Annotated in this window: 27 protein-coding genes; 15 read left to right on the top strand and 12 right to left on the bottom strand. The window is 44.8% G+C overall.

The features are described 5' to 3' along the window. Nucleotides 1-17: 17 nt before the first annotated feature. From C8R34_RS04265 to C8R34_RS04250, 4 genes are all read left to right on the top strand, one after another. Entirely contained in the window at nt 18-1142 is a 1125-nt protein-coding gene (locus C8R34_RS04265; protein WP_110338179.1) for a JAB domain-containing protein, read from the top strand. Nucleotides 1143-1156: 14 nt separating this feature from the next. Then, nucleotides 1157-1627, top strand: a complete 471-nt coding sequence (locus C8R34_RS16845; RefSeq protein ID WP_165872520.1) for a hypothetical protein — start codon at nt 1157-1159, stop codon at nt 1625-1627. A gap of 171 nt (nt 1628-1798) precedes the next feature. Next, complete coding sequence (locus C8R34_RS04255) at nt 1799-2914, top strand: hypothetical protein (protein ID WP_132467062.1); 1116 nt, start codon at nt 1799-1801, stop codon at nt 2912-2914. A gap of 341 nt (nt 2915-3255) precedes the next feature. Next, on the top strand, nt 3256-4248 hold the full coding sequence (locus C8R34_RS04250; RefSeq protein WP_110338175.1) for a YCF48-related protein: 993 nt from the start codon (nt 3256-3258) through the stop codon (nt 4246-4248). 103 nt (nt 4249-4351) lie between these two features. Here the strand turns inward: C8R34_RS04250 and C8R34_RS04245 are convergent, their stop codons facing one another. The 3 genes from C8R34_RS04245 to C8R34_RS04235 form a co-directional block, all read right to left on the bottom strand. Continuing rightward, nucleotides 4352-5917: an IS66 family transposase gene (locus tag C8R34_RS04245; RefSeq protein WP_110338173.1), complete on the bottom strand. Its 1566-nt coding sequence runs from the start codon at nt 5915-5917 to the stop codon at nt 4352-4354. Between the two features lie 62 nt (nt 5918-5979). After that, entirely contained in the window at nt 5980-6351 is a 372-nt protein-coding gene (gene tnpB / locus C8R34_RS04240) for an IS66 family insertion sequence element accessory protein TnpB (RefSeq protein ID WP_258364350.1), read from the bottom strand. Further along, on the bottom strand, nt 6318-6614 hold the full coding sequence (locus C8R34_RS04235) for a hypothetical protein (RefSeq protein ID WP_110338169.1): 297 nt from the start codon (nt 6612-6614) through the stop codon (nt 6318-6320). Before C8R34_RS04235 ends, tnpB begins: the two co-directional genes overlap by 34 nt. Before the next feature lie 149 nt (nt 6615-6763). Here C8R34_RS04235 and flhC point away from each other — a divergent pair, with 149 nt between their 5' ends. Then, nucleotides 6764-7297: a flagellar transcriptional regulator FlhC gene (flhC, locus tag C8R34_RS04230; RefSeq protein WP_110338167.1), complete on the top strand. Its 534-nt coding sequence runs from the start codon at nt 6764-6766 to the stop codon at nt 7295-7297. A 20-nt stretch (nt 7298-7317) separates the two neighbouring features. Here the strand turns inward: flhC and C8R34_RS04225 are convergent, their stop codons facing one another. Continuing rightward, nucleotides 7318-8511 carry a pyridoxal phosphate-dependent aminotransferase gene (locus tag C8R34_RS04225; protein ID WP_110338165.1) on the bottom strand — a complete coding sequence of 398 codons (1194 nt, stop codon included), beginning with the start codon at nt 8509-8511 and terminating at the stop codon, nt 7318-7320. A 78-nt stretch (nt 8512-8589) separates the two neighbouring features. On the opposite strand from C8R34_RS04225, the gene uvrB reads away from it, so the two are divergent. After that, nucleotides 8590-10620, top strand: a complete 2031-nt coding sequence (uvrB, locus tag C8R34_RS04220; protein ID WP_110338163.1) for an excinuclease ABC subunit UvrB — start codon at nt 8590-8592, stop codon at nt 10618-10620. Between the two features lie 11 nt (nt 10621-10631). Here the strand turns inward: uvrB and C8R34_RS04215 are convergent, their stop codons facing one another. Further along, nucleotides 10632-10880, bottom strand: coding sequence for a hypothetical protein (locus C8R34_RS04215; RefSeq protein WP_110338161.1), 249 nt, complete (start codon nt 10878-10880; stop codon nt 10632-10634). 261 nt (nt 10881-11141) lie between these two features. Beyond that, nucleotides 11142-11291 (bottom strand): hypothetical protein, encoded by a 150-nt coding sequence (locus tag C8R34_RS16405; RefSeq protein ID WP_165872521.1) that lies wholly within the window; start codon nt 11289-11291, stop codon nt 11142-11144. A gap of 216 nt (nt 11292-11507) precedes the next feature. On the opposite strand from C8R34_RS16405, the gene C8R34_RS04210 reads away from it, so the two are divergent. After that, nucleotides 11508-11699, top strand: a complete 192-nt coding sequence (locus C8R34_RS04210; protein WP_110338159.1) for a hypothetical protein — start codon at nt 11508-11510, stop codon at nt 11697-11699. A gap of 318 nt (nt 11700-12017) precedes the next feature. On the opposite strand, the gene C8R34_RS04205 is transcribed toward C8R34_RS04210, so the two are convergent. The 6 genes from C8R34_RS04205 to C8R34_RS04180 form a co-directional block, all read right to left on the bottom strand. Beyond that, nucleotides 12018-12365, bottom strand: coding sequence for a hypothetical protein (locus tag C8R34_RS04205; RefSeq protein WP_110338157.1), 348 nt, complete (start codon nt 12363-12365; stop codon nt 12018-12020). Between the two features lie 50 nt (nt 12366-12415). Then, nucleotides 12416-13240, bottom strand: coding sequence for an RNA methyltransferase (locus C8R34_RS04200; protein WP_110338155.1), 825 nt, complete (start codon nt 13238-13240; stop codon nt 12416-12418). 53 nt (nt 13241-13293) lie between these two features. After that, nucleotides 13294-14592 (bottom strand): histidinol dehydrogenase, encoded by a 1299-nt coding sequence (gene hisD / locus C8R34_RS04195; RefSeq protein WP_110338295.1) that lies wholly within the window; start codon nt 14590-14592, stop codon nt 13294-13296. A 42-nt stretch (nt 14593-14634) separates the two neighbouring features. Then, nucleotides 14635-15279: an ATP phosphoribosyltransferase gene (hisG, locus tag C8R34_RS04190; protein ID WP_110338153.1), complete on the bottom strand. Its 645-nt coding sequence runs from the start codon at nt 15277-15279 to the stop codon at nt 14635-14637. Between the two features lie 11 nt (nt 15280-15290). Continuing rightward, nucleotides 15291-15932, bottom strand: coding sequence for a superoxide dismutase (locus C8R34_RS04185; protein ID WP_110338152.1), 642 nt, complete (start codon nt 15930-15932; stop codon nt 15291-15293). Nucleotides 15933-16016: 84 nt separating this feature from the next. After that, on the bottom strand, nt 16017-16448 hold the full coding sequence (locus C8R34_RS04180; RefSeq protein WP_110338293.1) for a biopolymer transporter ExbD: 432 nt from the start codon (nt 16446-16448) through the stop codon (nt 16017-16019). A gap of 234 nt (nt 16449-16682) precedes the next feature. On the opposite strand from C8R34_RS04180, the gene purE reads away from it, so the two are divergent. From purE to C8R34_RS04140, 8 genes are all read left to right on the top strand, one after another. Continuing rightward, nucleotides 16683-17171: a 5-(carboxyamino)imidazole ribonucleotide mutase gene (gene purE, locus C8R34_RS04175; protein WP_110338150.1), complete on the top strand. Its 489-nt coding sequence runs from the start codon at nt 16683-16685 to the stop codon at nt 17169-17171. After that, complete coding sequence (locus C8R34_RS04170) at nt 17171-18340, top strand: 5-(carboxyamino)imidazole ribonucleotide synthase (RefSeq protein WP_110338148.1); 1170 nt, start codon at nt 17171-17173, stop codon at nt 18338-18340. Before purE ends, C8R34_RS04170 begins: the two co-directional genes overlap by 1 nt. After that, nucleotides 18315-19202, top strand: coding sequence for a phosphoribosylaminoimidazolesuccinocarboxamide synthase (locus C8R34_RS04165; RefSeq protein ID WP_110338146.1), 888 nt, complete (start codon nt 18315-18317; stop codon nt 19200-19202). Before C8R34_RS04170 ends, C8R34_RS04165 begins: the two co-directional genes overlap by 26 nt. Nucleotides 19203-19606: 404 nt before the next feature. Beyond that, nucleotides 19607-19957: a DUF3147 family protein gene (locus C8R34_RS04160; protein ID WP_110338144.1), complete on the top strand. Its 351-nt coding sequence runs from the start codon at nt 19607-19609 to the stop codon at nt 19955-19957. Between the two features lie 453 nt (nt 19958-20410). Further along, a complete protein-coding gene (locus C8R34_RS04155) occupies nt 20411-21691 on the top strand; it encodes a hypothetical protein (RefSeq protein WP_258364349.1) in 1281 nt (426 codons plus the stop codon). Between the two features lie 39 nt (nt 21692-21730). Next, the gene (locus C8R34_RS04150; protein WP_110338291.1) at nt 21731-22675 is read left to right on the top strand and encodes an urease accessory protein UreD; all 945 of its coding nucleotides are present in this window, start codon (nt 21731-21733) and stop codon (nt 22673-22675) included. Between the two features lie 94 nt (nt 22676-22769). Beyond that, on the top strand, nt 22770-23072 hold the full coding sequence (locus tag C8R34_RS04145) for an urease subunit gamma (RefSeq protein ID WP_110338142.1): 303 nt from the start codon (nt 22770-22772) through the stop codon (nt 23070-23072). Between the two features lie 32 nt (nt 23073-23104). Next, nucleotides 23105-23413 carry an urease subunit beta gene (locus C8R34_RS04140; protein WP_110338140.1) on the top strand — a complete coding sequence of 103 codons (309 nt, stop codon included), beginning with the start codon at nt 23105-23107 and terminating at the stop codon, nt 23411-23413. The last annotated feature ends 16 nt before the right edge of the window (nt 23414-23429 follow it).

Raw genomic sequence — 23429 nt, 5'->3', positions numbered from 1 at the left:
GACAGGAACACAGCACAATGCGCGATGATTTACTAAAAATCCCTGTAAACCCATCCAGTCATGATGAAGGTGATCTTTATGAAAAAATTGAGACTCGTCCTGACACTACCGAAAAACAAAAGGAAGCGGGGCGATCTGCCTATACAGAACTGCTTGAAGCTCATGCTCGATGGGCCGGTGGCACCTTACTGGGTTGTGATTTCCCGAAAGACTTCCGAGAAAAAGGCGGCACCACTTTCCTGAACCAATCCATTGCGTCTGGTCGGGATCTGGCAGTAATGGCGCAAATATTGCGCGATCCGCGTTATGAAACGCTACGAATCTTCTACACCCGCATGAATCGCATCGTTCATCATACGGCTGTGAGTTCCCGATTACCGGGCTCAGTCTATCTGGAAAGAATCGGACGTGGCAATGATGATCTGGATGTTTGGGTAGAAAAGACCAAATGCCAGGTTAAAGCGGATGGTTACTGGATATTGCACAATCATCCATCGGGCAATGCTACGCCATCGAGTCATGATATCAAATTTACACAAAAACTTGCGTTACTCGTTTCAGGATTCAAAGGCCATATCGTGATCAATACCAGCCAATACAGTGTCATTGATAATATGGGCAAGGTGGATTTTGTGGATTGGATGGGTGATCGGGCAGGGGGTTATCAAAGTAATCATTATAAAAGCCATGAATTACTTCTGGAAAAAATAGCCGCACCGCAGGATCTTGCGAAGATTGGCCATGACTTAAAACAACGGGATCAGTTTTTTAGTTTGGTCGGTATCAATGCAAAAGGTTTTGTATCATCGCTAAGTGAGCTGCCGCTATCTGTACTTAATCGCCCTCAGAATCTGTTACTGGCACGATTACAGAATTTTGCACGCAATTCTGGCGTCAATATGGTATTTGCCGTCACCAATGTTAATGATTTTAGACATCCCATCTTATTTAAGGCATGTGAAGCTGGCATATTAAGGGATGTGATAGCAACGGAAGGGCTGAGTTATCGTTCTTTGAGAGAAGAAAGGTTATTGGCATCGATACCCGAGGAAGTAAGTGCCATTTCCAGAAAGCCCAGAGCCTTTGTGACGGAAGAGGGCGGTTTAACCAAAAACACAAAGAACAAAGGGCGCAGTCGATAACGGACAGGATTCGTATGTGTGGCGGCATTGAATACCAGGACCAGAAGATTTATTTCCCGCAGCCAGGGGCAAGTTTGCCTGTGCGGCTACGAGATGGCAATGTTACCTGGGTAACCTGGGGTAGACGCAAGGATGAAGCTATTGGTAAATTTCCCAATGGTGGCTGGGCACGACTCAGTTCCATTAAAAGCGGCAAATGGAAACCCTGGCACCCAAGACCGGTATTAATTGTTGCTAACCGGTTCATGGAGAAAGATCAGAATAACGAATCCCACTGGATACCCTTGGATACAAGCATGGTGATTCAAGGGTTACTGGCAGAAAGAGATAATGAGCTGCGGGTTTACGTGGTGACCATTGCCACACCGCTTGAATATGCCTGGATACATGATCGTTGGCCGAGGTTGGTGCGCGATCCGAATCCTAATTTTTGCAGCGGTTCCAATAACTGTAACTACTCACAGATCAGCAACAAACGCTCTTGATTTTTCTTCTTATCTTATCCAGAAATATATTTCATTATAAATATATATCCCTTTTTATAAAAAGGGTATATTCTTCATTTTGCCAATCTAATTTTGTAAGATGTAAGGATGTAGCAATAATCGTCGCACGTAATATTTCAATCTTGCGTTTGCTCGCTATTGGAGAAGATCGTGGCCAACAATCTTTCAAATCGAAAGCCTTCCCCCACTAATCCAGAGATTGGGAGCGCATGGCAAACTTCAATTTTAGTAATACTTCTCATGCTGCTCCAAGCGTGCACTCACTTTGCACTTGAGGACTGCGGTGGACAGGTTCTTGGAGAAAATGAAGCTCGTATACGTTCCTCACACTTCAGAATGGTGCTTGAAGATAGATCTGCAGCTGCAGATCGATTTCTTCCATTCGCTGCAATGTCCACCCTGGCATATGCAGAAGACAAGAATTGTGGCAATGAGACTCCAAAGGTCGCTGTTGGCGAAAGGAAGCAATTAGAAGAACTTCTTCATACCAGAGGTTGGCAAGAAAATAATGAAGTCGAATGGATCCCGGCTTGTGAAGATGATACCGGTCTATTTTATAGGGTATATACCAAGGAGTCGGATGATTTGATGCAAGTAGTAATTGCATTCCGGGGAACCTGGGGAGTTAAGGACTGGCTTTACGGAAATCTTTATTGGTTGGTGCGACATTTGCCAATGGGAAACCAATATTCATCTGCAAGTAAAAATACGCAGGAAATTATCAATCATTTCAGCAAATCGGATAAGCCAGTTCAGTTCTATTCAACAGGACACTCACTGGGTGGTGGACTGGCTCAGCAGGCCCTTTATTCACATCCCAAGAACATACTTCAAGCTATCGCATTCGATCCCAGCTCCGCGACAGGTTTTCGCGAGCAGTCACCAAAGAATCAGGTTTCCGCATGCGAGTGCGATTCATCAGAGTTAAAAGGGGAGGCCAGGATATATCGAGTATATGACGCCTATGAGATTCTGGCGAATCTTCGCATCTTTCATAAGATGTTCTTTAATCCGGAACGACATATTCAGGAAGTGCGTTTTCCCAATAAGGCATCTCATTCTATGCAGGGACTTACGTTTTATTTGTTAGATTTATTAGATAAAGAAAAAACAAATGATTCCCATGAATATACTCAACCTTGGTATGCAGGAAAAGGCAATTATGGTGATTCAGGCGAGACATGCACGGTTGCTTTTGAAAATGCATTAAGAGATAGCTGCGGGGTTAAGGTGACAACCGATCAACAGGACAGATGTCCGCAATAATTTTTTGAGGTCTACCAATATTTCTTATCTGTAACTAATCTGTAACGCTGTTGCTGATAAGATATTTATAAAGAAATATTAAAAAGCTTTTTAAAAGTGTTATTTAACACTGAATAGTGATTATCAAATAATAAGGAGGAGGAAAAAAGGGTGCTGAGTATTTTCGTCAAAAAATATATGTTATGAATAGAAGATCATAATTACACGTAAAACCGATAGGGGCTTACTACAATATTTTAATGTTCTAGATCAAATGCCTTTATTCTGTCCGAGGTAGAAAACCTGGCGTCAGAATTTGAAAAAAAGAATTTATTTTTCTCATACATTAAGGGGGAGTCATCATGGCAGTTAAACTTGTTACTCAAGACTTAGGGATTCAAGCAGGATTGTCTGAGGGATTATCCGGAGTTGCGTTTGCCAACTGCTGCGACGGAGTAGCGGTTGGAAGAGACGGCGCCGTGATGACAACCAGCGACGGGGGAGTTTCATGGACTTTCCAACCCTCCGGGTTTAAAGGACATTTTCGCGATGTCGCCTTCGCTGAAGCAAACCGTATGGTTGCCGTCGGGGACGAGGGTACGATTCTTATATCGGATGACAAAGGTGCCACATGGTCCTCGCCTAGTACCATTTCATCCTTTCCCGACCCGACAAACTTTATGCTGCTTGGTGTCGGGTTCAAGGACCAAACCGGTTACGCGGTCGGAACCACTACGGAAGGCATTCAAAGGGCGTTAGTATTAACCACAAACGATAGTGGCGATACTTGGAGCTCTCAGATTGTGTTGCCGGAGTCTGCGACTTTGATGGCCGATGTTACCTTCAACATTATGGACGATGTCCCACACGTTGTCGCCGTAGGTCAGGGAACGACAGGAATCATCGGACTAATTATCCGCGCAGAAATCGGCACAACAAGTTGGAGCATTCCGCAAGTATTGCCTTCGCCAACGACGGATCCACTTTATGGCGTTGATTTTGCTAAGACGCCAAATGAGCGGCACGGCTGGGCAGTTGGCCGATCAGGTGCGATCGTGCATACCACAGACGGTGGACAAACCTGGGCCTTTCAGACTTCTGGAATACCCAATGTAGATCTGCTGCGCGTCGCCGCCATTGATGAAAAGCGCGCCTGGGCAGTCGGCTCTGATGGTATGTTGATCGCAACCAGCGACGCCGGGGAAAACTGGATGCAGCACGACACCGGCCTTGGTTTTCTTCTAAGTGACCTCGCGTTTTGCGGACCTTGTCTTGGCACTATTGTTGGTGGCCCATCTACTGTTTTAACGGTACTCGGACAAACTAGCTGTGGTAGCTTCGGAATCGTCGAGTAGCACAGAAAATCAAACTTGTTATTAGTACTTTATTTAAAGATAGTTTACTTCATAGACTGATTGACAGAGAGATTTAAACGTAAGCGTCCAGCGCCACCATCTATCAATTATTTTTTCTCAGCATTTCAATAAATTCAGGTGGTAACGGTAGCAACTCGTCAATTCGACTGTTAGGCCACGTGGGTAATTTTATGAGCGTATCTTTGAGCCAATCAGATGAGTTCAGACCGTTGAGTTGAGCAGTTCCAAATAGAGTTTGAATAGCTGCTGCACGTTGGCCTGCACGCTCTGAACCGGTAAATAACCAATTCTTTTTTCCAATCGCGATAGGTCTAATGACATTTTCTACGGGATTGTTGTCAATTGGCAGGTGGCCGGTTTGTGCATAGCGGATCAGGCTGCCCCAACGTTTCAGTGTGTAATCCAAGGCTTTGGCGGAACCACCCCCATTTGCTGTTTGAGCGCGGGTTTGCACCAGCCAATCGTGTAATGCCTCCAACTCGGGCAGGCTTTTTTCTTCCCGTAGTTGTTGACGTTCTGCGATGGTCAGATCTTTACCTTCTACTTCAATAGTATATAAGTTGCCGATACGCTGCAACGCTTCCAACGCCATCAGGCTGCTATTAGCCTGGTGCAGATCGAAGAATTTACGGCGTGCATGCGCCCAACAAGCCAGTTCAGTGCAGGACTCCGTCTGTTTTTCGGCGAACAGGGCTTTGTAGCCGCCATAGTCGTCGACCAGCAAATGACCATGCCAGTTTTCCAGAAAGCTTTGCGCATGCCGGCCACTACGACCGGCTTGATAGTCGAAGATGATAATGCGCGGCCCAGGTTCCAAGTCGTTGCTGCGATAGGCCCACAAGTAGGCCTTGCGCGTCTTGCCTTTGCCAGGATCAAGTTGCGCTACTGGCGTTTCATCGGCATGCAGCGTGTTGCCTTGCAACAGATGCCAGGTCAGCCGATCCACCAAAGGTTGGAGTGCAACGCCGCTACGACCGACCCATTCCGCCATTGTTGAGCGTGAAAGCGTGACTTGTTCCCGTGCGGCAATCTGTTCTAAGCGATAGAGTGGTAGGTGATTCAGGTATTTACTGGTCAGCACCCAACTCAGCAGGCCGGGTGCGGCCATACCGCCATCAATAATGGCTAACGGAATAGGCGCGGCAGTAACGATTTCACAGGTCTTGCATGCATATTGTGGACGGATGTGACGGTGAACGAAGAACTTTGCTGGCTCCACATCCAACTGCTCGCTAATATCTTCACCGATCTTAACCAGATTCTGACCACATTGACTGCATTGGCAGGATTCTGGTTCGTGACGGTGTTCAATACGTGGCAGGTGTTCTGGCAATGGTTGGCGGCCAGCGCGGGAACGTGTTGATTTAGCCGAATCGGCTTTTGCTGATGGGTCGAGCTGTTCGATTTCGGCATGTACCGCTGCCAGATCAGTTTGTAAAGTTTCCTCGAACAAATCGGGGTGTGCAGATAATGACTCGCTCTTTTTGCCAAAAAGGTTCCGGCGCAAATAGGCCAACTCCATGGTCAGCGCTTGGATTTTGAGCTGCTGAGAATGAATTTCTTTTTGCGATTGCTCAATCAGCATTTGAACCTGCATTCTAGTATCTGCATCAAGATTCAAATGATCTAATTGTGCAAGCGTTTTCATGGTGCCAATTCTACCACAAAACACACTGAAACGCTTATTAATAGAGGCTTATAGATGTTTTGTTAAGCCTTTAAATGTGCCGGTGGAAACGCCGATAATCGCTGCCAATTGACACCGGCTATTAGCCAATTCCACTGTGCTTGCGTCAACGTAAAACAGCGTTCATCTGACTTTGGCCAAACAAATTTACCCTCATGCAAACGGCGCTGGCACAACCACACGCCGGTGCCGTCCCACAGCAACACCTTGATGCGATTTCCGGCACGATTGCAAAACACAAAAGCTGAACCTGCGCAAGGCGCATGCTCCAAAGACTGCTGTACCAGCATCGACAAACCATCAATACCACGGCGCATATCAACCGGCTCTACTGCCAGCCAGATGTTACCCGGATTAGCAATCAATCCAGGCATTTCAGCAATTTCCCCAGCCATTGGGGTGATATCTCTGCTGGTAGTTCTAGCGTATGACCTTGCGGACAGCGTAAACACAGTGACCCGGATGACGAAGGCTCCAACTTGATCTCAACCGGAATCAAAGTCGACGCAACTGCAGCAACTGGTTGAGAACGATAAACCCGCAACCAGTTCGCGAATGTTTTGGAATTCAGCTTGTGCTGACGACAATACGCTACCTGCGATAAACCACTCGACTGCCAGGTCTCTATATGTTTTTGCGGATCTGTCGGTAATGCCATTGGTTATCCTCTCAAAAAATGTTTGAGGATAATTGAGCGCATTAAAAATTGTTAGATGGTGGCGTTGGACGCTTACCATGCAGCTATTTTAATGGCTGGAAAACCAGCAGAAGCGATAGCATAATTGATATCCAAATGAGGGGTCTATAATGCGCAATAAAAGCATTCTAACCGAAGCCAAGCAAATTCAACTCGCAACCGAGCTCATCACATTGGGTGCGCGATTGCAGGTTCTGGAAATGAATACTGATCTGAGTCGCGAGCGACTTGTTAAGTTGTATAAAGAAATCAGGGGAGTATCTCCCCCTAAAGGCATGTTGCCTTACTCGGAAGATTGGTTCATGAGCTGGCAGCCCAATATGCATTCTTCGTTGTTTATTAACATATATCATTATGTTACAACGAATGCCGGCATCGGTGGTATTGATGCATTGATTAAAAGCTATCGTCTATATATGGAACATATCAAAGTAAACCAGCAGGAAAAAGTCTTAAGCCTGACCCGGGCATGGACTTTGATACGTTTCGTCGATAGCGGTGTATTGTGTATAGCGCCATGTGTCAGCTGTCATGGCCAGTTTGTTGTGCACTCTTTAGAGATTCATTCTAATCATGTGTGCGGTCTATGCAATATACCTTCGCGAGCCGGGAAAACCAAGAAAGCTGCTGTAGCCTTTCATTAGTAGCCCCGGGAATTAAGTGATTATTTAAGTAGGTTTTTAATACGGCTTAATGCCTGCTTTAGGTTTTCTAGTGAAGTAGCGAAGGATAAACGCATATATCCTTCACACCCGAATGCGGAGCCTGGGACAACGGCGACACCGGCATTCTCCAGGAGATATTCGCTAAACGCGATATCGTTCTGTGTGCTAATTAATTTTCTTTTATAAAGATCATCCATCGCTTGGCGGACATCCGCAAACGCATAAAACGCACCATCAGAAGATAGGCAACGAACACCGCTTATCTGATTCAATTGTTCAGTCACAAAAACATTGCGTTCTTTAAACGCAGATACCATCGGGTTAATACAAGATTGGTCACCATTGAGTGCCGCTTCTGCGGCTGCTTGGGAGATGGAGCTGGGATTTGATGTACTTTGCGACTGAATGTTTTCCATTGCAGTGATAATGTGCGCAGGTCCGCCACAATAACCGATGCGCCATCCGGTCATTGAGTAAGCTTTGGATACGCCGTTCAGGACGACAGTTTGCGGAAACAAATCCGGGCAGGCATTGACAATATTAGTAAATATTTGATCCGATAGAAGAATATGTTCATACATGTCATCGGTAGCGATCAGAATTTGTGGATGTTTGCGTAAAACTTCACCCAGCGCTTTGAGTTCATCCATGGTATAGACAGCACCGGATGGATTGCTGGGGCTGTTGATGACAAACATTTTGGTTTTTGGGGTAATCGCTGCTTCCAGTTGCTTTGCCGAAATTTTGAAATGCTGTTCGATGCCGGTATTAATAAAAACCGGTTTGCCCTCAGCGATTAAGACGATATCAGGATAAGAAACCCAATAAGGCGCTGGAATAATGACTTCATCGCCTGGATCGATCACTGATAAGACTAAATTAAAGAAACTCTGTTTACCACCACACGAAACTAGAATTTGCCTGGCTTCAAAATCAAAATTATTTTCACGTTTGAATTTCGCCACAATGGCATTTTTTAAGCCGGGTGTCCCGCCGACGGCGGTATATTTGGTCAATCCTTTATTGATCGCAGTTATGGCAGCATCTTTAATGTGCTGAGGTGTATCAAAATCAGGCTCGCCTGCTCCCAATCCAATGATATCTTTACCTTCGGCTTTTAGTTTCGCGGCACGAGCGGTTACAGCAAGGGTAGGGGATGGTTTAATGGTTTGAACGCGGTTAGAAAGTTTCACAAAAATCCTCGCACTAAAATAGGGTGATCAGCATGTTAGAATGACACGAAGAAGCAATTCAATAATGGAATTATACTCGTGATCGTAACCTTCCCCAATAGTCCATATCAACTACATCAGACATTTGAGCCGGCAGGAGATCAACCGGAAGCCATTGCACAATTGGTTGAAGGTATTAGTGATGGCCTTGCCTATCAGACTTTATTGGGAGTGACTGGTTCAGGAAAGACCTACACGATCGCCAACATGATCGCACGCCTTGGCCGCCCGGCAATTTTAATGGCACCGAATAAAACGTTGGCGGCGCAGTTGTATGCTGAAATGCGCGAATTTTTTCCTGAAAACGCGATTGAATATTTTGTTTCTTATTATGATTATTATCAACCTGAGGCCTATGTGCCTTCACGAGATCTGTTTATAGAAAAAGACTCCAGCATCAACGAACATATTGAACAGATGCGTTTATCCGCTACAAAATCTTTATTGGAGCGCGACGATGCCATCATAGTGGCCTCCGTATCGTGTATATACGGTATTGGCGATCCGGTGGATTATCACGGCATGATCTTGCATTTGCGCACTGGTGAGAAAATTTCTCAACGCGATATTATTAAGCGCCTGACTGAAATGCAGTACGATCGCAATGAATTGGAATTCAAACGCGGTGTATTTCGCGTCAGAGGCGATGTGGTGGATATCTTTCCTGCTGAAAGCGCTGAAGCAGCGGTACGGGTGTCATTATTTGATGATGAAGTCGACAGCATGTCGTTATTTGACCCACTGACCGGTCGTATGCTGCAAAAATTATCGCGTTTTACTGTCTATCCTTCCAGTCACTATGTCACACCGCGAAGTACTACGTTGCGCGCAATGGAAACCATCAAGGCTGAGTTGCGTGAACGCCTGGAATACTTCTATCAGGAACACCGATTGGTTGAAGCGCAGCGCCTGGAACAGCGCACACGATTCGACCTGGAGATGTTGAATGAATTGGGTTTCTGCAAAGGCATTGAAAATTATTCACGTCATCTTTCCGGTAAGAAACCCGGTGAGCCGCCGCCAACCCTGCTCGATTATTTGCCGAAAAATGCATTGATGATCATTGATGAAAGTCATGTTACCGTGCCACAAGTTGGTGGGATGTATAAAGGTGATCGTGCGCGTAAGGAGAATCTGGTGAATTATGGCTTTCGCTTGCCATCCGCCTTGGATAACCGCCCCTTGAGATTCGAAGAATTTGAAAAAAGGATGCCGCAAACGGTGTTTGTATCAGCAACGCCAGCCGATTACGAGAAATTACATAGCGGACAGGTGGTGGAGCAGGTGGTCCGGCCTACGGGCCTGGTCGATCCAATCATTGAAGTACGGCCGGTGACAACCCAGGTGGACGATTTAATGTCCGAAGTCAATTTACGTACAGCCAAGAATGAGCGCGTGCTGGTCACCACGCTGACTAAACGCATGGCCGAGGATTTGACGGATTATTTTTCTGATCACAAGATCAAAGTTCGTTATCTGCATTCGGATATCGATACCGTTGAACGCGTTGAAATCATCCGCGATTTACGTCTCGGTCAATTTGACGTGCTGGTTGGCATTAACTTGCTGCGCGAAGGACTGGATATTCCTGAAGTCTCGCTGGTCGCCATACTGGATGCCGATAAGGAAGGTTTTCTGCGCTCGGAAAGATCGCTGATTCAAACCATAGGCAGGGCCGCGCGTCACATTAATGGCACCGCAATTCTTTATGCCGACAGAATAACAAAATCAATGCGCTTTGCGATCGATGAAACACAGCGCCGACGCGATAAGCAAATGCAGCATAATCTACAAAATCACATTACACCGCGATCTGTCCATAAACGCATCAAAGATCTGATCGATGGCGTCTATAATTATGAATCCGCGCAACAAAACCTCAAAGCCGCACAAGTCCAGGCACGCTATGACGTCATGAACGAAACGCAATTGGCCAAAGAAATTCAGCGCGTTGAAAAGAAAATGCTGAGTGCCGCCAAAAACCTGGAATTTGAAGAAGCAGCGCAATACCGGGATGAACTGAAAAGCCTCAAGAATAAGCTCTTGATTGGTTTTACTGATGTGACCTAAGCTAGCACGCTTTATTTGAGATGTAGGATTGCGTCGATGACATCGTCAAGTGGCTTTTCGCCATTTGATGCGGATGCTTTAAAGTGGGGGGTGTAGCTTATTTTCCTGCCATTCCGCTCGAAAACCCAGCTATTTGGTTCTCCAGTAGAGGAACCGTATTGTACTAACTCAACGTTCTCAAGAATTACAGTAGCACCTGATTTAAAGATTACTTGATAGGTACCTATACTACCTACCACTGCTTTTAAATGCTTTTCCATTATTTTTCCCTTTAGAAAGATTTCGTAAAAGTTACATATTGTAAAAACACATCAACGCTCAGCCGCAATGTTGCTTTGTTGCAGTATTACCCCGGTTGCTGGTAGCTAATAATAGGGGCGTGCCTCATAACAACAGACATCTTCGCGGATGTTAACCACTCAAACCAATCGTCCATAGAATCTACAATCATTGTTTCACAGCTTGACTGTTTTTTAGAAGAATATTCAGTTCCGATAGGATCTCAAATTGTGTGAGATAAGCTATTTTCCTATTTTTATATCTTTTATACTGATTGCTTCCAAAGCGTCGAATTTTTTGGGATCCATCATCTCTTCCAATAATTTTTTTATGTCTGCAACACTGATTTTATATAGATTTATATCTAATTCGATCGTGACTTCAACTTTCATCGATCAGCTCCTTTTAGCAATTACCCTGTCGTAGCATACATAGTTTGATTCTAAAATAATATTTGTTTGTACTGAATTGTAAATTAATCCAGTGATTCAAAATTAATACCTATTGATACGATCAAGCTTATATGAAAAACTATATTTGTAATTATGATACGTCATACGTTTGCCATGATGTTTGCTATAAAATAAATTAACTTTTAGGAGGTTGCCATGAAGATAAGTCAATTACTGCATGTGGGGGTACTTTTGCTTATAATTCCGGTGCTATCTGGCTGTTGGCTGCTCGCAGCGGGAGGAGCAGGGGCTTACGGCGGCTATAAAGCGAAGGAAGAGGGGTACACATTGCAGAATCCAGTCACAAAAGAACAGGAAGAAAAGCCAGCCAGTGACAAGAAGAAGTAATGGATCTATAAAAACGCTTGGTTAAGGTACTAAGATGGCGGTATTGATTGTCTGTATAACTCCATTAAGAATGGCGTCGGCGGCTTTATCGTTAGCTGGGAGATAGTGTGAAAAGAATTATGAAGAATGAAAAGTTAAGTTTGTGTGATTGGACATCAAATTTCATGTGGCATGTCTTGCAACGAAGAACAGCAACGCCAAGCTGCTGTTCTTCGTAATTTTTTGGTTAAAGCTGAATTAATGCATGCGCCATAAATAAAGGCGACAGTATTTGTGGTCTAGATTCTAAGAATAGGGTTTTGCTAATTTCCTCAGGAGTTATTTTTTTACTTCCGTAGAAGTAACGAAAATCAGTGTGCTGAAGGTGCGATTCAGTGTTTTGCTGGTGAAGTTGGTCATTACCATATTTTCAATGAAACGGATATGATCGCCTTTATTGACTTTGGTCGTGGGAGCGGCAATCCAGAAGCGATTGCCGCCATTCTCTAATTCCATATAGGTATAACCGGTGGTATCAATAATATCGATGACTTTTCCTTCATTGTTGGACATTTTTCCATCGGATTCCTGTGCATTTTGTGGTTCATGATGCAGTGCCATGACACTGGCAGAATTAAATAGCAAACATCCAAGCAAGATGATAAGAGACATAAACGAGATTTTCATGGTACTCCAAAGATACTGTGTTGTTCGGTGCAGTATGATACACCGCTATATTATTTAGTTCCAATATCGGGATGCAATGCTGATACTCTATCTTGGCGTACTTTCTCAAAAAAACAAATAGCGGCAGCAGCAGCGGCATTCAATGATTCGGTTTTGCCGGGCATGGGAATGGAGATATTCTCGTCGGCTGCTTGTATTATTTCTTTCGACAATCCTGTCCCTTCGTTACCGAATACAAATGCTACCGGTCCCACCAGTGAAATTTCAAACAGGTTTTTACTGGCTTGAATGGATGTGGCAATAACAGTTCCGGGAGATTGTTGTGCAATCTGATGTAAATCGCAATTTTCATGGATATGCAAGAAAAAATGCGCCCCCATGGCAGCCCGTAGTGTCTTGGGCGACCAAGCATCGGTACATTGTTTGGATAAATAGATATTTTTGATATTAGCCGCGGCTGCCGAACGTAAAATAGAGCCTAGATTTCCAGGATCCTGGATTGTTTCCAACAAAACACTAGAAGTTTCTTTCTCATTGCCGGATTCGTTCTTCAATTCGGGCTTTGTAATAAGCGCGAGAATACCTGTCGGTGTTTTTACAGGGGATATGGCACGAAATAGTGCATTACTGGCGACGATTATTTTAGGTAGCGTATTGCCAAAAAGTATATTGAGAAAACGTTTATTTTCGGTAGTTTCGAAATAGGATTGGCTGACAATTAAACTTTCAGGTGTACCCAGTACTGAACCGTAAATTTGAACGAGATGTATGCCATCCAGCAATGTTAAACCTGTTTTCTTACGATATTGTAATGATCCTTCCAGCTTAATCAATTGCTTAATGAGGGGGTGATCACGTGAGGTAATAATCGTCATGATTGAATCCCACAGTCATCGATAAATTGTCGCAGTAATAATTCAGGATCTTATCAATCTTTATAGCGATATTCTGCTGATAGGGCATGTGCCTGCAATCCTTCCCCATAGGCCAGAACAGAGGCAATTTTTCCAAGTTTTGCTGCACCTTGTTGAGAAACCTGAATGAGACTGCTGCGCTTCTGAAAATCGTAAACACCCAATGGTGAGGAAAATCGTGCTGTTCGAGATGTAGGTAGTACATGATTGGGGCCGGCGCAATAATCACCCAGGGCTTCACAGGCATAGCGGCCGAGAAAAATAGCGCCGGCATGTCTGATTTTATTGACCCAGTGCTCCGGTTGATCAATCGATAATTCCAGATGTTCGGGTGCAATTTTGTTGGCGATTGCGCAGGCTTCATCCAGATCTTTTACCTGAATCAAAGCGCCGCGATTTTGCAGCGAAGCTCGAATAACATCTTTGCGTGGCATTCCGTCTAGCAGACGATTAATACTTTGCATCACCTGGTCGAGAAATGCTGCGTCGGGAGATAGCAAAATGGATTGGGCTAGTTCATCGTGTTCCGCCTGAGAGAACAGATCCATGGCAATCCAGTCAGGGTTGGTTTTGCCGTCACAAATTACGAGAATTTCAGAAGGACCGGCAACCATATCGATGCCGACGATGCCGAATACCCGGCGCTTGGCAGCGGCGACGTAGGCGTTCCCGGGGCCAACAATCTTGTCAACTTGCGGTATTGTTTCCGTGCCATAAGCCAATGCACCAACAGCCTGTGCGCCTCCGATCGTAAAAACCCGATCAACCTTGCTGATTGCTGCGGCTGCCAGGACCAGGTCGCTTCTTTCCCCATTCGGTGTGGGAACAACCATGATCAATTCTTTTACCCCCGCTACTTTTGCGGGAATGGCGTTCATCAACACAGAGGAAGGGTAGGAGGCCTTGCCGCCAGGTACATATAAGCCTACACGATCCAACGGCGTGACTTTCTGGCCGAGTAGCGTATCGTCTGAATCCGTGTATTGCCATGAACTGAGCTGTTGTTTTTCATGGTAGCTGCGGACTCGTTCAGCGGCTTGCTCCAGTGCAATCCGTTGGGGCGACGGTAAAGCTGCCAAGGATCGCTGCAGATGATCTTGTGTGAGCTCGAGATCTTTGGCGGACGCTGCGGAAAGTTTGTCAAAGCGGTTGGTATATTCGATTAACGCAGCGTCCTTGCGGGTACGGATATCGGCAAGGATTTTGGCTACTGTCGAATCGATCGCATCGTCTTGTGCATTTTCAAAGGCCAATAGCTTGTCAAGATTGGCATTAAAGTCAGAATCGACTGAATTAAATCGTTTGATTGGAATCATGGTGTGAAGTGAATTCCTGCTGAGGCGACATTGGTGGCCCTACTGTTTGATAGCATCAGAAAACGCATCCAACACCGGTTGAATGATCTCTCTCTTAAGCTTCAGTGCGGCCTGGTTAATAATCAATCTTGCCGAGATCGGCATGATTTCTTCCACCGCTTTAAGATGATTGGCTTTTAATGTATTGCCGCTCGATACCAGATCAACGATCGCATCAGCTAAACCCACTAATGGCGCCAATTCCATTGATCCATACAATTTGATCAGATCGACATGGACACCTTTGTCGGCAAAGTGTTCTCGAGCAGTCTGTACATATTTGGTCGCGATACGTAATCGCGCACCTTGGCGCACGGCAGAGTCGTAATCGAAACCTTCAGGTACGGCTACCATCATCCGGCAACGCGCAATGTTCAGATCCAGCGGTTGATAAAGACCGATACCACCGTGCTCATGTAACACATCTTTTCCAGCAATACCCAGATCCGCTGCACCATATTGCACATACGTCGGTACATCCGATGCGCGCACAATAATCAAGCGTACATTGCTGCGATTGGTGGTGAGAATTAATTTGCGTGATGATTCTGGATCGTCCAGCGCGATAATTCCTGCTGCTTTTAGCAGAGGTGCGGTATCTTCAAAAATTCGCCCTTTTGACAGGGCGATGGTGATATCAGTCATAAATCGGGAGATTATCCAAGATTGGCCGCAGCAAAATCCCAATTGATCAACTTATCCAATATGGTATTCACGTAATCTGCGCGGCGATTTTGGTAATCTAGATAATAGGCGTGCTCCCATACGTCGATGGTCAATAATGGCCGGATATTTTTGGTCAATGGAGAGTCGGCGTTGCCTGTTTTTGCGACGGTGATCTTGTCTCCATCCAGCGCCAGCCATGCCCATCCGCTGCCGAATTGCGTCATGGCCGCCTGGGCAAATTCCTTTTTACATGCATCGATACTGCCAAACGAGGCTTCAATTTTTTGCTTCAGTGCTGCGGACGGTTCGCCACCGCCATTGGGTTTTAAGCTATGCCAATAAAACATGTGGTTCCATACTTGCGCAGCATTATTGAAAATGGCGGCTTTGTCAGCCTGCCCGGCGGTTGCTTTGATAATGTGTTCCAGTGATTGGCCTGCCAGATCGGTATTGGCCACTAGATTATTCAAATTATCCACATAAGTTTTGTGGTGCTTGCCATAGTGAAAACCGAGTGTGTTGCTTGATATCACGGGCTCCAATGCGTTATTTGCATATGGCAGCGGTGCCAGTATGTACTGTGAGCCCGATTGAGCACTTTTAGAAAAGTTTTCAAGATTGCTACTAGACATTATTTTCTCCTTAAAGAATACGTTACTGATACGACGAATGAGTGATGTCATGTTATGTTGATAAATTGTATTTGATTTGACTGGTTATTTGGCGCTGTTTGTTTCAGTGGTAAAGGTAATTTTATTGTGTCCTGCCAAACGAGCAGCTTCCATAATAGTGATGACCGATTGATGAGTAGCTTTTGCGTCCGCATTGATAATGATAAATGGATCCGATAGATCCTGGGCTGCAGACTGTAATGCATCACGCAGGCTTTCTATACTGGAAAATTTAATGGGCATCCGGTTGATCGTGTAGTCACCCGCAGCGTTGACAGTAATATCGATATTATTGGGTTTCTCGACATTTTTGTCGACCTCTTCCGCATTCGCTTGCGGCAAGTTGATTTCGAGTTCAGCAAATTTTGAATACGTGGTGGTAACAATCAAGAAAATGAGTATCACCAATAACACATCAATCATCGGAACCAGGTTGATTTCTGGCTCGTCGTTTTGTTTTCCGCGCTGAAAATTCATAAAAACTGTTTTTGTAGATAATTTAATGAAAACTGTTACGCTGAAATATAGGCCATTCAACAGGGTGATACTGAGTACGGCTAGTATAATACCAATTGCATTTTTATCGAAGCTATCAAAATAAATCACACGATTATTGCACAGACTTATAAAATAGCCAGCCGTGTTTTTATAGCTTGATTATGCAAGATTCTGTTCATCGTTATTCTCAAATTTATAGCAGACTGAAGTTAAATGATTAAACCATTAATTAGCGTAGTGATGGGTAGTAAAAGCGATTGGGATGTGATGCAGCATGCCGTTGCGATACTGGATGAATTTCATGTTGCTTATGAGGCCAAAGTGGTTTCAGCGCATCGTACACCGGATTTGATGTTTCAATTTGCCGCAGAGGCCAGAGCGCGCGGCATAAAGTGCATTATTGCAGGGGCAGGGGGTGCCGCGCATCTGCCGGGCATGATTGCCGCAAAAACCACGTTACCGGTTTTGGGTGTTCCAGTGAATTCCAAGCATTTACAAGGACTCGATTCACTGCTGTCGATTGCTCAGATGCCTAAAGGCGTGCCCGTTGCGACGTTTGCTATTGGTGAAGCAGGCGCAGCTAATGCGGGGTTGTTTGCGGTTGCGTTATTGGCGGTAGATGATAACGAATTGAATGTGCAATTGAACGAATTCCGGCAGAAGCAGACCGAAGCGGTGCTGGCTTCTGAGTTACCGCGATAATGCGCATTATGCCTGGAGCCATGCTGGGTGTCCTTGGAGGCGGGCAGCTGGGACGCATGTTTGTGATGGCGGCTCAACAAATAGGATACCGGGTGACGGTATTGGATCCCGCCAGTGATAGTCCAGCCGGGCGGGTTGCTGATGATTTCATCTGTGCGGATTATGCGGATCAAGCAGCACTGGAAAAACTCAGCAGCCAATGTGCCGCCATTACCACCGAATTTGAAAATATTCCTGCGAAATCATTACGAACGCTCGCTAAATCTTGTGTCGTCAGCCCGGATGCCTACAGTGTTTCCATCGCACAAAATAGGATTGCAGAAAAACAATTCTTGGGTATCAACGGTTTTGCCGTTGCACCGTTTGCGGTTATACAGCAACAGAGTGACATCGCAACGCAAGATGTCGCGGACTTGCTTCCCGGCATCCTGAAAGTCAGTCAGTTCGGTTATGATGGCAAGGGACAGAAAGCTGTTGCTGATGAAGCAGAATTACTGGTCGCCTATGCGCAATTGAATCATCCGGTTTGCGTGCTGGAAAAATTCATGCCGCTCAAAAATGAGATATCCGTTGTGGTGGCACGCGGCTACGATGGAGAGTTAAAAACTTTCCCGGTTTCTGAGAATCACCATGTTAACGGCATTCTCGATATCAGTATCGTGCCAGCAAGAATCTCGCAGCAATTAGCGCAGCAAGCGCAAAACGTTGCCTGTCAGATTGTTAAAAATCTAAGTTATCAGGGCGTGTTGTGCGTGGAGTTTTTTGTGTTGCAAGATGATGAGTTATTGATCAATGAAATTGCGCCGCGTCCGCATAATAGCGGACATTATTCGATCAATGCCTGTATCACGTCACAGTTTGAACAGCAGGTGCGTACACTGTGCGGTTTGCCGTTGGGAGAAACCGCGCAACATAGCGCTGCCGTAATGGTTAATCTGTTGGGCGATTTGTGGCAACACGGCGAGCCTGATTGGAATCTGGTTCTGCAACATGCATCGGCCAAATTACATTTATACGGTAAGACCGCAGCACGATCGGGTCGAAAAATGGGTCATTACACTGTTTTGGGCGAGAATGTTGACACAGTGTTACAAGAAGCCATCCACATTAAAAATGCTTTAAACACAATTGAATCCAATGCTCATGATAAATCCATCCGCCTTGTTTGAAACCAGCATCCAAAGCCTGCCATTGCTACATCGCGGCAAAGTCAGAGATATCTATGCCGTGAATGGCGATAAATTGCTCATCGTGCAAACCGATCGCTTGTCGGCATTTGATGTGATTTTGCCAACTGCTGTGCCGGGCAAGGGGAAACTGCTGACGGCGCTGTCCGATTTTTGGTTCAAGAAACTGGCGCATGTCATGCCCAATCATTTGACCGGCATTGCACCGGAATCCGTGGTTGCGGAGAACGAACGCGAACAAGTACGTGATCGCGCATTTGTCATCAGGCGCTTAGAGCCATTGCCGATTGAAGTGATTGTGCGCGGCTATGTGGTTGGATCGGGATGGAAAGACTATCAGCAAACCGGCGCCATTTGCGGCATTCAACTCCCTGCTGGATTGAAGCTGGCCGAAAAACTGCCGGGTGGCGCCATATTTACACCGTCAACCAAAGCCGCAGCGGGCGCGCATGATGAGAATATTTCCCTGGCGGAAGTGGAAAACCAACTCGGGAAAGCACTGACTGCAAAAGTCAGTGAAAAGGCTATCCAGCTCTACACAGAAGCATCTGATTACGCAGCGCAACGCGGCATTATCATTGCGGATACCAAGTTTGAATTCGGGCAAGATGACGCAGGCGAGCTGTATCTGATCGACGAAGTACTGACGCCGGATTCATCACGATTCTGGCCCGCCGATCAATACCAGGCCGGGCAAAACCCGCCCAGTTTCGACAAACAATTCGTGCGCGATTGGCTGGAAAAACAGGATTGGAACAAAAAAGCCCCAGCGCCTGAATTACCCGATCAAATTTTGCAGCAGACAATGGAAAAGTATCAGGAAGCACTGCGGTTGTTAACGTGACCATAAATCTTACAAAAATTGATGTTATTTTTGACATAATTTATTGCGTTATTTCGGAGGCTTAATTGTAGCCGGGTGGAAGGAGCGAAATAGATAAAAACAGACTGAAACGTTTAAAAAGTTTGGATATCTTGTTAACAAATTTAAACTACTAGCTAGTGAGGTGAAAAATGATATGGTTTAAGATCTGGCGCTCTCAATAATAAATCATGCTTATAAACTGTATTCAGTTTGATATTTTTGGGGAATAATAAAAGCAATTTAATTGTGACTTATCATGCAAATTTCTGCGAGTTTTTGTGCCTCATCTTTCCTGCTTAAAATAGTATAGAGGACATATAAGTGGCTTAAAACTGATGTCAGTCCGAATTCTGTTCGTTGAACAATGATAACGCTAGGTTCTTATGTTGTATTATGCATCCAAAATTCTTATCTCTGCGATTGTAATCGTGGCTATCGCAGAAGTTGCAAAGCGGAATACCGGCTTTGCCGCACTTATAGCAGCTCTACCTCTTACATCATTGTTAGCGTTCGTTTGGCTCTATGTTGAAGGTTTCCCGCTATCGGAGATTGCAGACCTTTCAATGCAAATTTTCTGGCTGGTGTTGCCTTCACTGCTATTATTTCCAGTCTTATCCATATTACTTAAGCAAGGTATGGGTTTCTGGTTTAGTTTCAGCTTATCTGCTGCTATTACCATTGGCTGTTATTTTATTCTCTTCTATCTTTTGCGTCGGATGGGAGTGCAACTGTAAAAAATAATGTTGCCGTAGTAACGAAGAATTGATGCCGTATCGTGCCATCCCTATCAAATGTTAATGAGCTTACTCGCAGGAAAGCCTACTTAATAAAAATCACTGGGCCTGCGAAATAACTATCCTAGTTTAAAATTCGATGTCCGTAACAGAATGTCAGTAGTATCTTTATCATCGAGTGGCAACTACTCGAAGGCGGCTTGAGAAGCCAAAGCCGTATAGTTAGCCAAATATTATCGCTGCGCCCAGTAGATCGAGAGATTTCATATCCAGATTTCTCTGTCCGATTTTGTTTGATCACAACAAATTTCATACGGAATATAGAAAAAATATTACAGACCTACCTATATAGATTTTTGCTATAGAATGGCGAACCTTAGAATTACGTGTTAGTGATTATTTTCCACAGTCATTCAATTTAATAAATTTATACTGGAAAGGATGGGCAGTTTCATGCAGACAAGAAATAACAGCTTACAAGCAGAAATTAAGATTACTAATTTATATCTCACACTCCTAATCGTTTTTCTCTTGTCTGCGTTCCAAGCAAATGCGATGGACGTATCGATGCAACCACTCTCAGACAAACTCAAAGTGCAAACCAGTGAGACGAGATGGATTAAATTGGGAGCTGGTTACCGAGGAACCGGGACGTGGATGGAAAATTCAAACGGAAATTTAAATAACGGCACTTATAGTAACGATAATGCGCGTCTTTATCTGAATGGACAGTTGAATCAATACCTTAAATTTGAAGTCAATACCGAATGTTTTTTCTGTAATAATACAAGCTCCGGCGATAATCCCAAGATGTCTTACAACATCCTTGATGCCATTGCTAAATTCGAATACAACCGCTATCTCAACATTTGGGGCGGGCGCATGCTAGTACCTACAGAACGTGGAGAATTAAGCGGGCCTTTTTTCCAAGCGACGCATGATGCTTTCAGAACCCCGTTCTTTTCTCAGGATTTTAGTACACATTTCGGCAATGGAGGCGCAGGCCGTTATGGTCGTAGCGATGGCGTGACTTTCTGGGGCAATGCAGAACCGGGCTTCATTCCCGGAACGCTGGGTTATGCCATGGGTGTTTATCGCGGATTGGAATCGTCGCGCACCGTGGGGCCTAATCAGAGTGGCACTGTACTAACGGCTGCGCGCGTCACTTATAATTTTCTGAATCCGGAAAAAAATCCTGGCTATTACACTGCAAGTACCTATTATGGCAAAGCGGGAGATATTTTAGCGCTGGCATTTGGTATGTCTTATCAAAAGGATGGTGCCGGATCGTTTGCGAATCGTAGCGATTTTTTCGGTGCTACAGGTGATTTGCTATTTGAAAAGGTATTGCCTAGAAATATGGGCGTCACTACTTTAAATGCTGAGTATAAACAGTTCTATGCTGACTATTCGACTGCCGCATTTGCTGATCCTGGTTGTTTTTGTATGTTTGATGGCAAGTCGTGGACAGTAACCGGTCTTTACATGCTTCCAACTAAAATTGGCATCGGGCACTTTCAACCTTATGGAAGATTTACCAGTGTTCAGCCTAATAAAAGCAGTAACCGAGAAGAAATTGAAGCGGGTTTGAATTATATTATTGATGGCTTTAATGCACGTGTTTCAGCCTACTATCAACATGGCGACCTCTTGTCTAAAGGGTTGAATTATGCGCCTGGAGTATCGGGTCCAACGCAAGATATTTTCAGAATTTCTTTCCAGTTGCAGATTTAATAACTCAGAGATTATTACTCCTGATAAGGTACTATGAAAATGTCTCTGTCCGCACCAAAAGATGAGTTAACCGTTCAGCAACGGAGTTCCACTATCCTGACCTATCCCAAACAACCCGGTCTGCAAGTGCCTGAAATGTTGATTGATCCAGCGTACAAGCCACTGCAAGCGAAGCTGTCACTCAAATTTGCTGCAATCGATGAAACCACTAGACTTGTCGAGCGGGATCATTTCGGTCCTCTGTTAGTGCAAAAACCGCTTTACCCTGAGGGACGAAAAGTTTGTCATGTGGTCATTATCCATCCGCCAGGTGGAGTCGTCGGTGGCGATCAACTAGAAATTTCAGCACAAGTCGGTGCTTCTGCGAATGCGCAGATTACGACACCGGGAGCTACCAAATGGTATAAAGCCAATGGACACACTTCGCATCAAAAGATCAGAATCGTTGTCAATAAAGGCGGGGCACTCGAGTGGATGCCACAAGAAACCATTTTTTACAATCATGCCAATGTAGATATCGATCATCAAGTTATGCTTGAGGATGATGCTGTTTATGTAGGGTGTGAAATATTATGTTTTGGCCGGACAGCATCGGGAGAAACGTTCGATCAAGGTCAAATCAAGCAGCGCACCAGTATTCGACGCAATGATAAATTAATTTGGCTTGAGCAAATCTGCCTACTAGGTGAAAGTTCCGCAATGAATGGTTCTTTGACATTATCGGGCAACACAGTCTGCGCTTCGCTTATTTTGACGGGGAAGATGTTACCCCAACCACTCATCGATTTGGCACGTGAAGAAGCAGAAAAAATTGCTAATGGTGCAGGCCAGGTGGGTATCTCACAGCTTAAATCAATCATTGTAGTTCGTTATTTAGGCCATTCGAGCGAAGTGGCTCGGCAAATCATATTGCATGTCTGGGGTTTGTTTCGCCCAGAAATTCTTGGAAGTGCTGCAATCGTGCCACGTATGTGGAGTACTTGATTAATTATGCTGTTGACTTAAGGTAGTTTTCTAAAAAATATCAGATGCTGCAGTTATTTTTATAAGTTGTAAATATTTTACCAGGAGAGGAACTATGGACTTAACACCTAGAGAGAAAGACAAACTAATGATATTTACGGCTGGATTATTAGCTGAAAAACGTAGATCCCGTGGTCTACGACTCAACTACCCAGAAGCTGTTGCACTAATTACTTGCGCGGTATTGGAAGGTGCCAGAGATGGTCGAACGGTTGCCGAATTGATGGCAGGCGGACAAAAAATATTGGCTCGCGCTGATGTCATGGAAGGTGTCCCCGAAATGATTCCAGATATCCAAGTCGAAGCAACGTTCCCAGATGGAACCAAGCTGGTGACTGTTCATAATCCGATAGTTTAATCATTAAATAGGAGATCATCATGAGAGTACCAATGATTCCAGGTGAAGTGTTTACTGAATCTGGTGAAATTGAATTAAATGTCGGCAGAAATACTAAAACCTTAGTTGCTTCCAATGGAGGAGATCGTCCAATACAAATTGGTTCCCACTTTCATTTTTATGAAGTGAATTCTGCCATGAAATTTGATAGAGAAGCTGCCTATGGTATGCGTTTGAATATTATGGCAGGAACGGCTATTCGCTTTGAACCTGGACAAGAAAGGACCGTTGAGCTGGTTGACCTAGCAGGCGATCGAATCGTTTATGGATTCAATCAAAAAGTGATGGGCAAACTGAAATAGTTTGTATCGCAATAAT

Source organism: Nitrosomonas sp. Nm84 (assembly GCF_003201565.1).
Lineage (GTDB): Bacteria > Pseudomonadota > Gammaproteobacteria > Burkholderiales > Nitrosomonadaceae > Nitrosomonas.
Note: the sequence above shows the minus strand (reverse complement) of the source record. Positions and strands in the feature narration are given on the sequence as shown.

Excerpts from the sequence above, each read along its gene's own strand:
- C8R34_RS04235 (WP_110338169.1), bottom strand. The coding sequence starts at position 6,614 with ATGGCATTACCGACAGATCCGCAAAAACATATAGAGACCTGGCAGTCG.
- C8R34_RS04265 (WP_110338179.1), top strand. The coding sequence starts at position 18 with ATGCGCGATGATTTACTAAAAATCCCTGTAAACCCATCCAGTCATGAT.
- C8R34_RS16405 (WP_165872521.1), bottom strand. The coding sequence starts at position 11,291 with ATGAAAGTTGAAGTCACGATCGAATTAGATATAAATCTATATAAAATC.
- C8R34_RS04170 (WP_110338148.1), top strand. The coding sequence starts at position 17,171 with ATGCGCATTATGCCTGGAGCCATGCTGGGTGTCCTTGGAGGCGGGCAG.
- C8R34_RS04245 (WP_110338173.1), bottom strand. The coding sequence starts at position 5,917 with ATGAAAACGCTTGCACAATTAGATCATTTGAATCTTGATGCAGATACT.
- C8R34_RS04185 (WP_110338152.1), bottom strand. The coding sequence starts at position 15,932 with ATGTCTAGTAGCAATCTTGAAAACTTTTCTAAAAGTGCTCAATCGGGC.
- C8R34_RS04150 (WP_110338291.1), top strand. The coding sequence starts at position 21,731 with ATGTCTCTGTCCGCACCAAAAGATGAGTTAACCGTTCAGCAACGGAGT.
- C8R34_RS04165 (WP_110338146.1), top strand. The coding sequence starts at position 18,315 with ATGATAAATCCATCCGCCTTGTTTGAAACCAGCATCCAAAGCCTGCCA.
- C8R34_RS04250 (WP_110338175.1), top strand. The coding sequence starts at position 3,256 with ATGGCAGTTAAACTTGTTACTCAAGACTTAGGGATTCAAGCAGGATTG.
- flhC (WP_110338167.1), top strand. The coding sequence starts at position 6,764 with ATGCGCAATAAAAGCATTCTAACCGAAGCCAAGCAAATTCAACTCGCA.
- C8R34_RS04145 (WP_110338142.1), top strand. The coding sequence starts at position 22,770 with ATGGACTTAACACCTAGAGAGAAAGACAAACTAATGATATTTACGGCT.
- C8R34_RS04200 (WP_110338155.1), bottom strand. The coding sequence starts at position 13,240 with ATGACGATTATTACCTCACGTGATCACCCCCTCATTAAGCAATTGATT.
- C8R34_RS04210 (WP_110338159.1), top strand. The coding sequence starts at position 11,508 with ATGAAGATAAGTCAATTACTGCATGTGGGGGTACTTTTGCTTATAATT.
- tnpB (WP_258364350.1), bottom strand. The coding sequence starts at position 6,351 with ATGGCTGGGGAAATTGCTGAAATGCCTGGATTGATTGCTAATCCGGGT.
- C8R34_RS04160 (WP_110338144.1), top strand. The coding sequence starts at position 19,607 with ATGTTGTATTATGCATCCAAAATTCTTATCTCTGCGATTGTAATCGTG.
- C8R34_RS04155 (WP_258364349.1), top strand. The coding sequence starts at position 20,411 with ATGCAGACAAGAAATAACAGCTTACAAGCAGAAATTAAGATTACTAAT.
- C8R34_RS04140 (WP_110338140.1), top strand. The coding sequence starts at position 23,105 with ATGATTCCAGGTGAAGTGTTTACTGAATCTGGTGAAATTGAATTAAAT.
- C8R34_RS04180 (WP_110338293.1), bottom strand. The coding sequence starts at position 16,448 with ATGAATTTTCAGCGCGGAAAACAAAACGACGAGCCAGAAATCAACCTG.
- C8R34_RS16845 (WP_165872520.1), top strand. The coding sequence starts at position 1,157 with ATGTGTGGCGGCATTGAATACCAGGACCAGAAGATTTATTTCCCGCAG.
- C8R34_RS04215 (WP_110338161.1), bottom strand. The coding sequence starts at position 10,880 with ATGGAAAAGCATTTAAAAGCAGTGGTAGGTAGTATAGGTACCTATCAA.
- C8R34_RS04205 (WP_110338157.1), bottom strand. The coding sequence starts at position 12,365 with ATGAAAATCTCGTTTATGTCTCTTATCATCTTGCTTGGATGTTTGCTA.
- hisG (WP_110338153.1), bottom strand. The coding sequence starts at position 15,279 with ATGACTGATATCACCATCGCCCTGTCAAAAGGGCGAATTTTTGAAGAT.
- purE (WP_110338150.1), top strand. The coding sequence starts at position 16,683 with ATGATTAAACCATTAATTAGCGTAGTGATGGGTAGTAAAAGCGATTGG.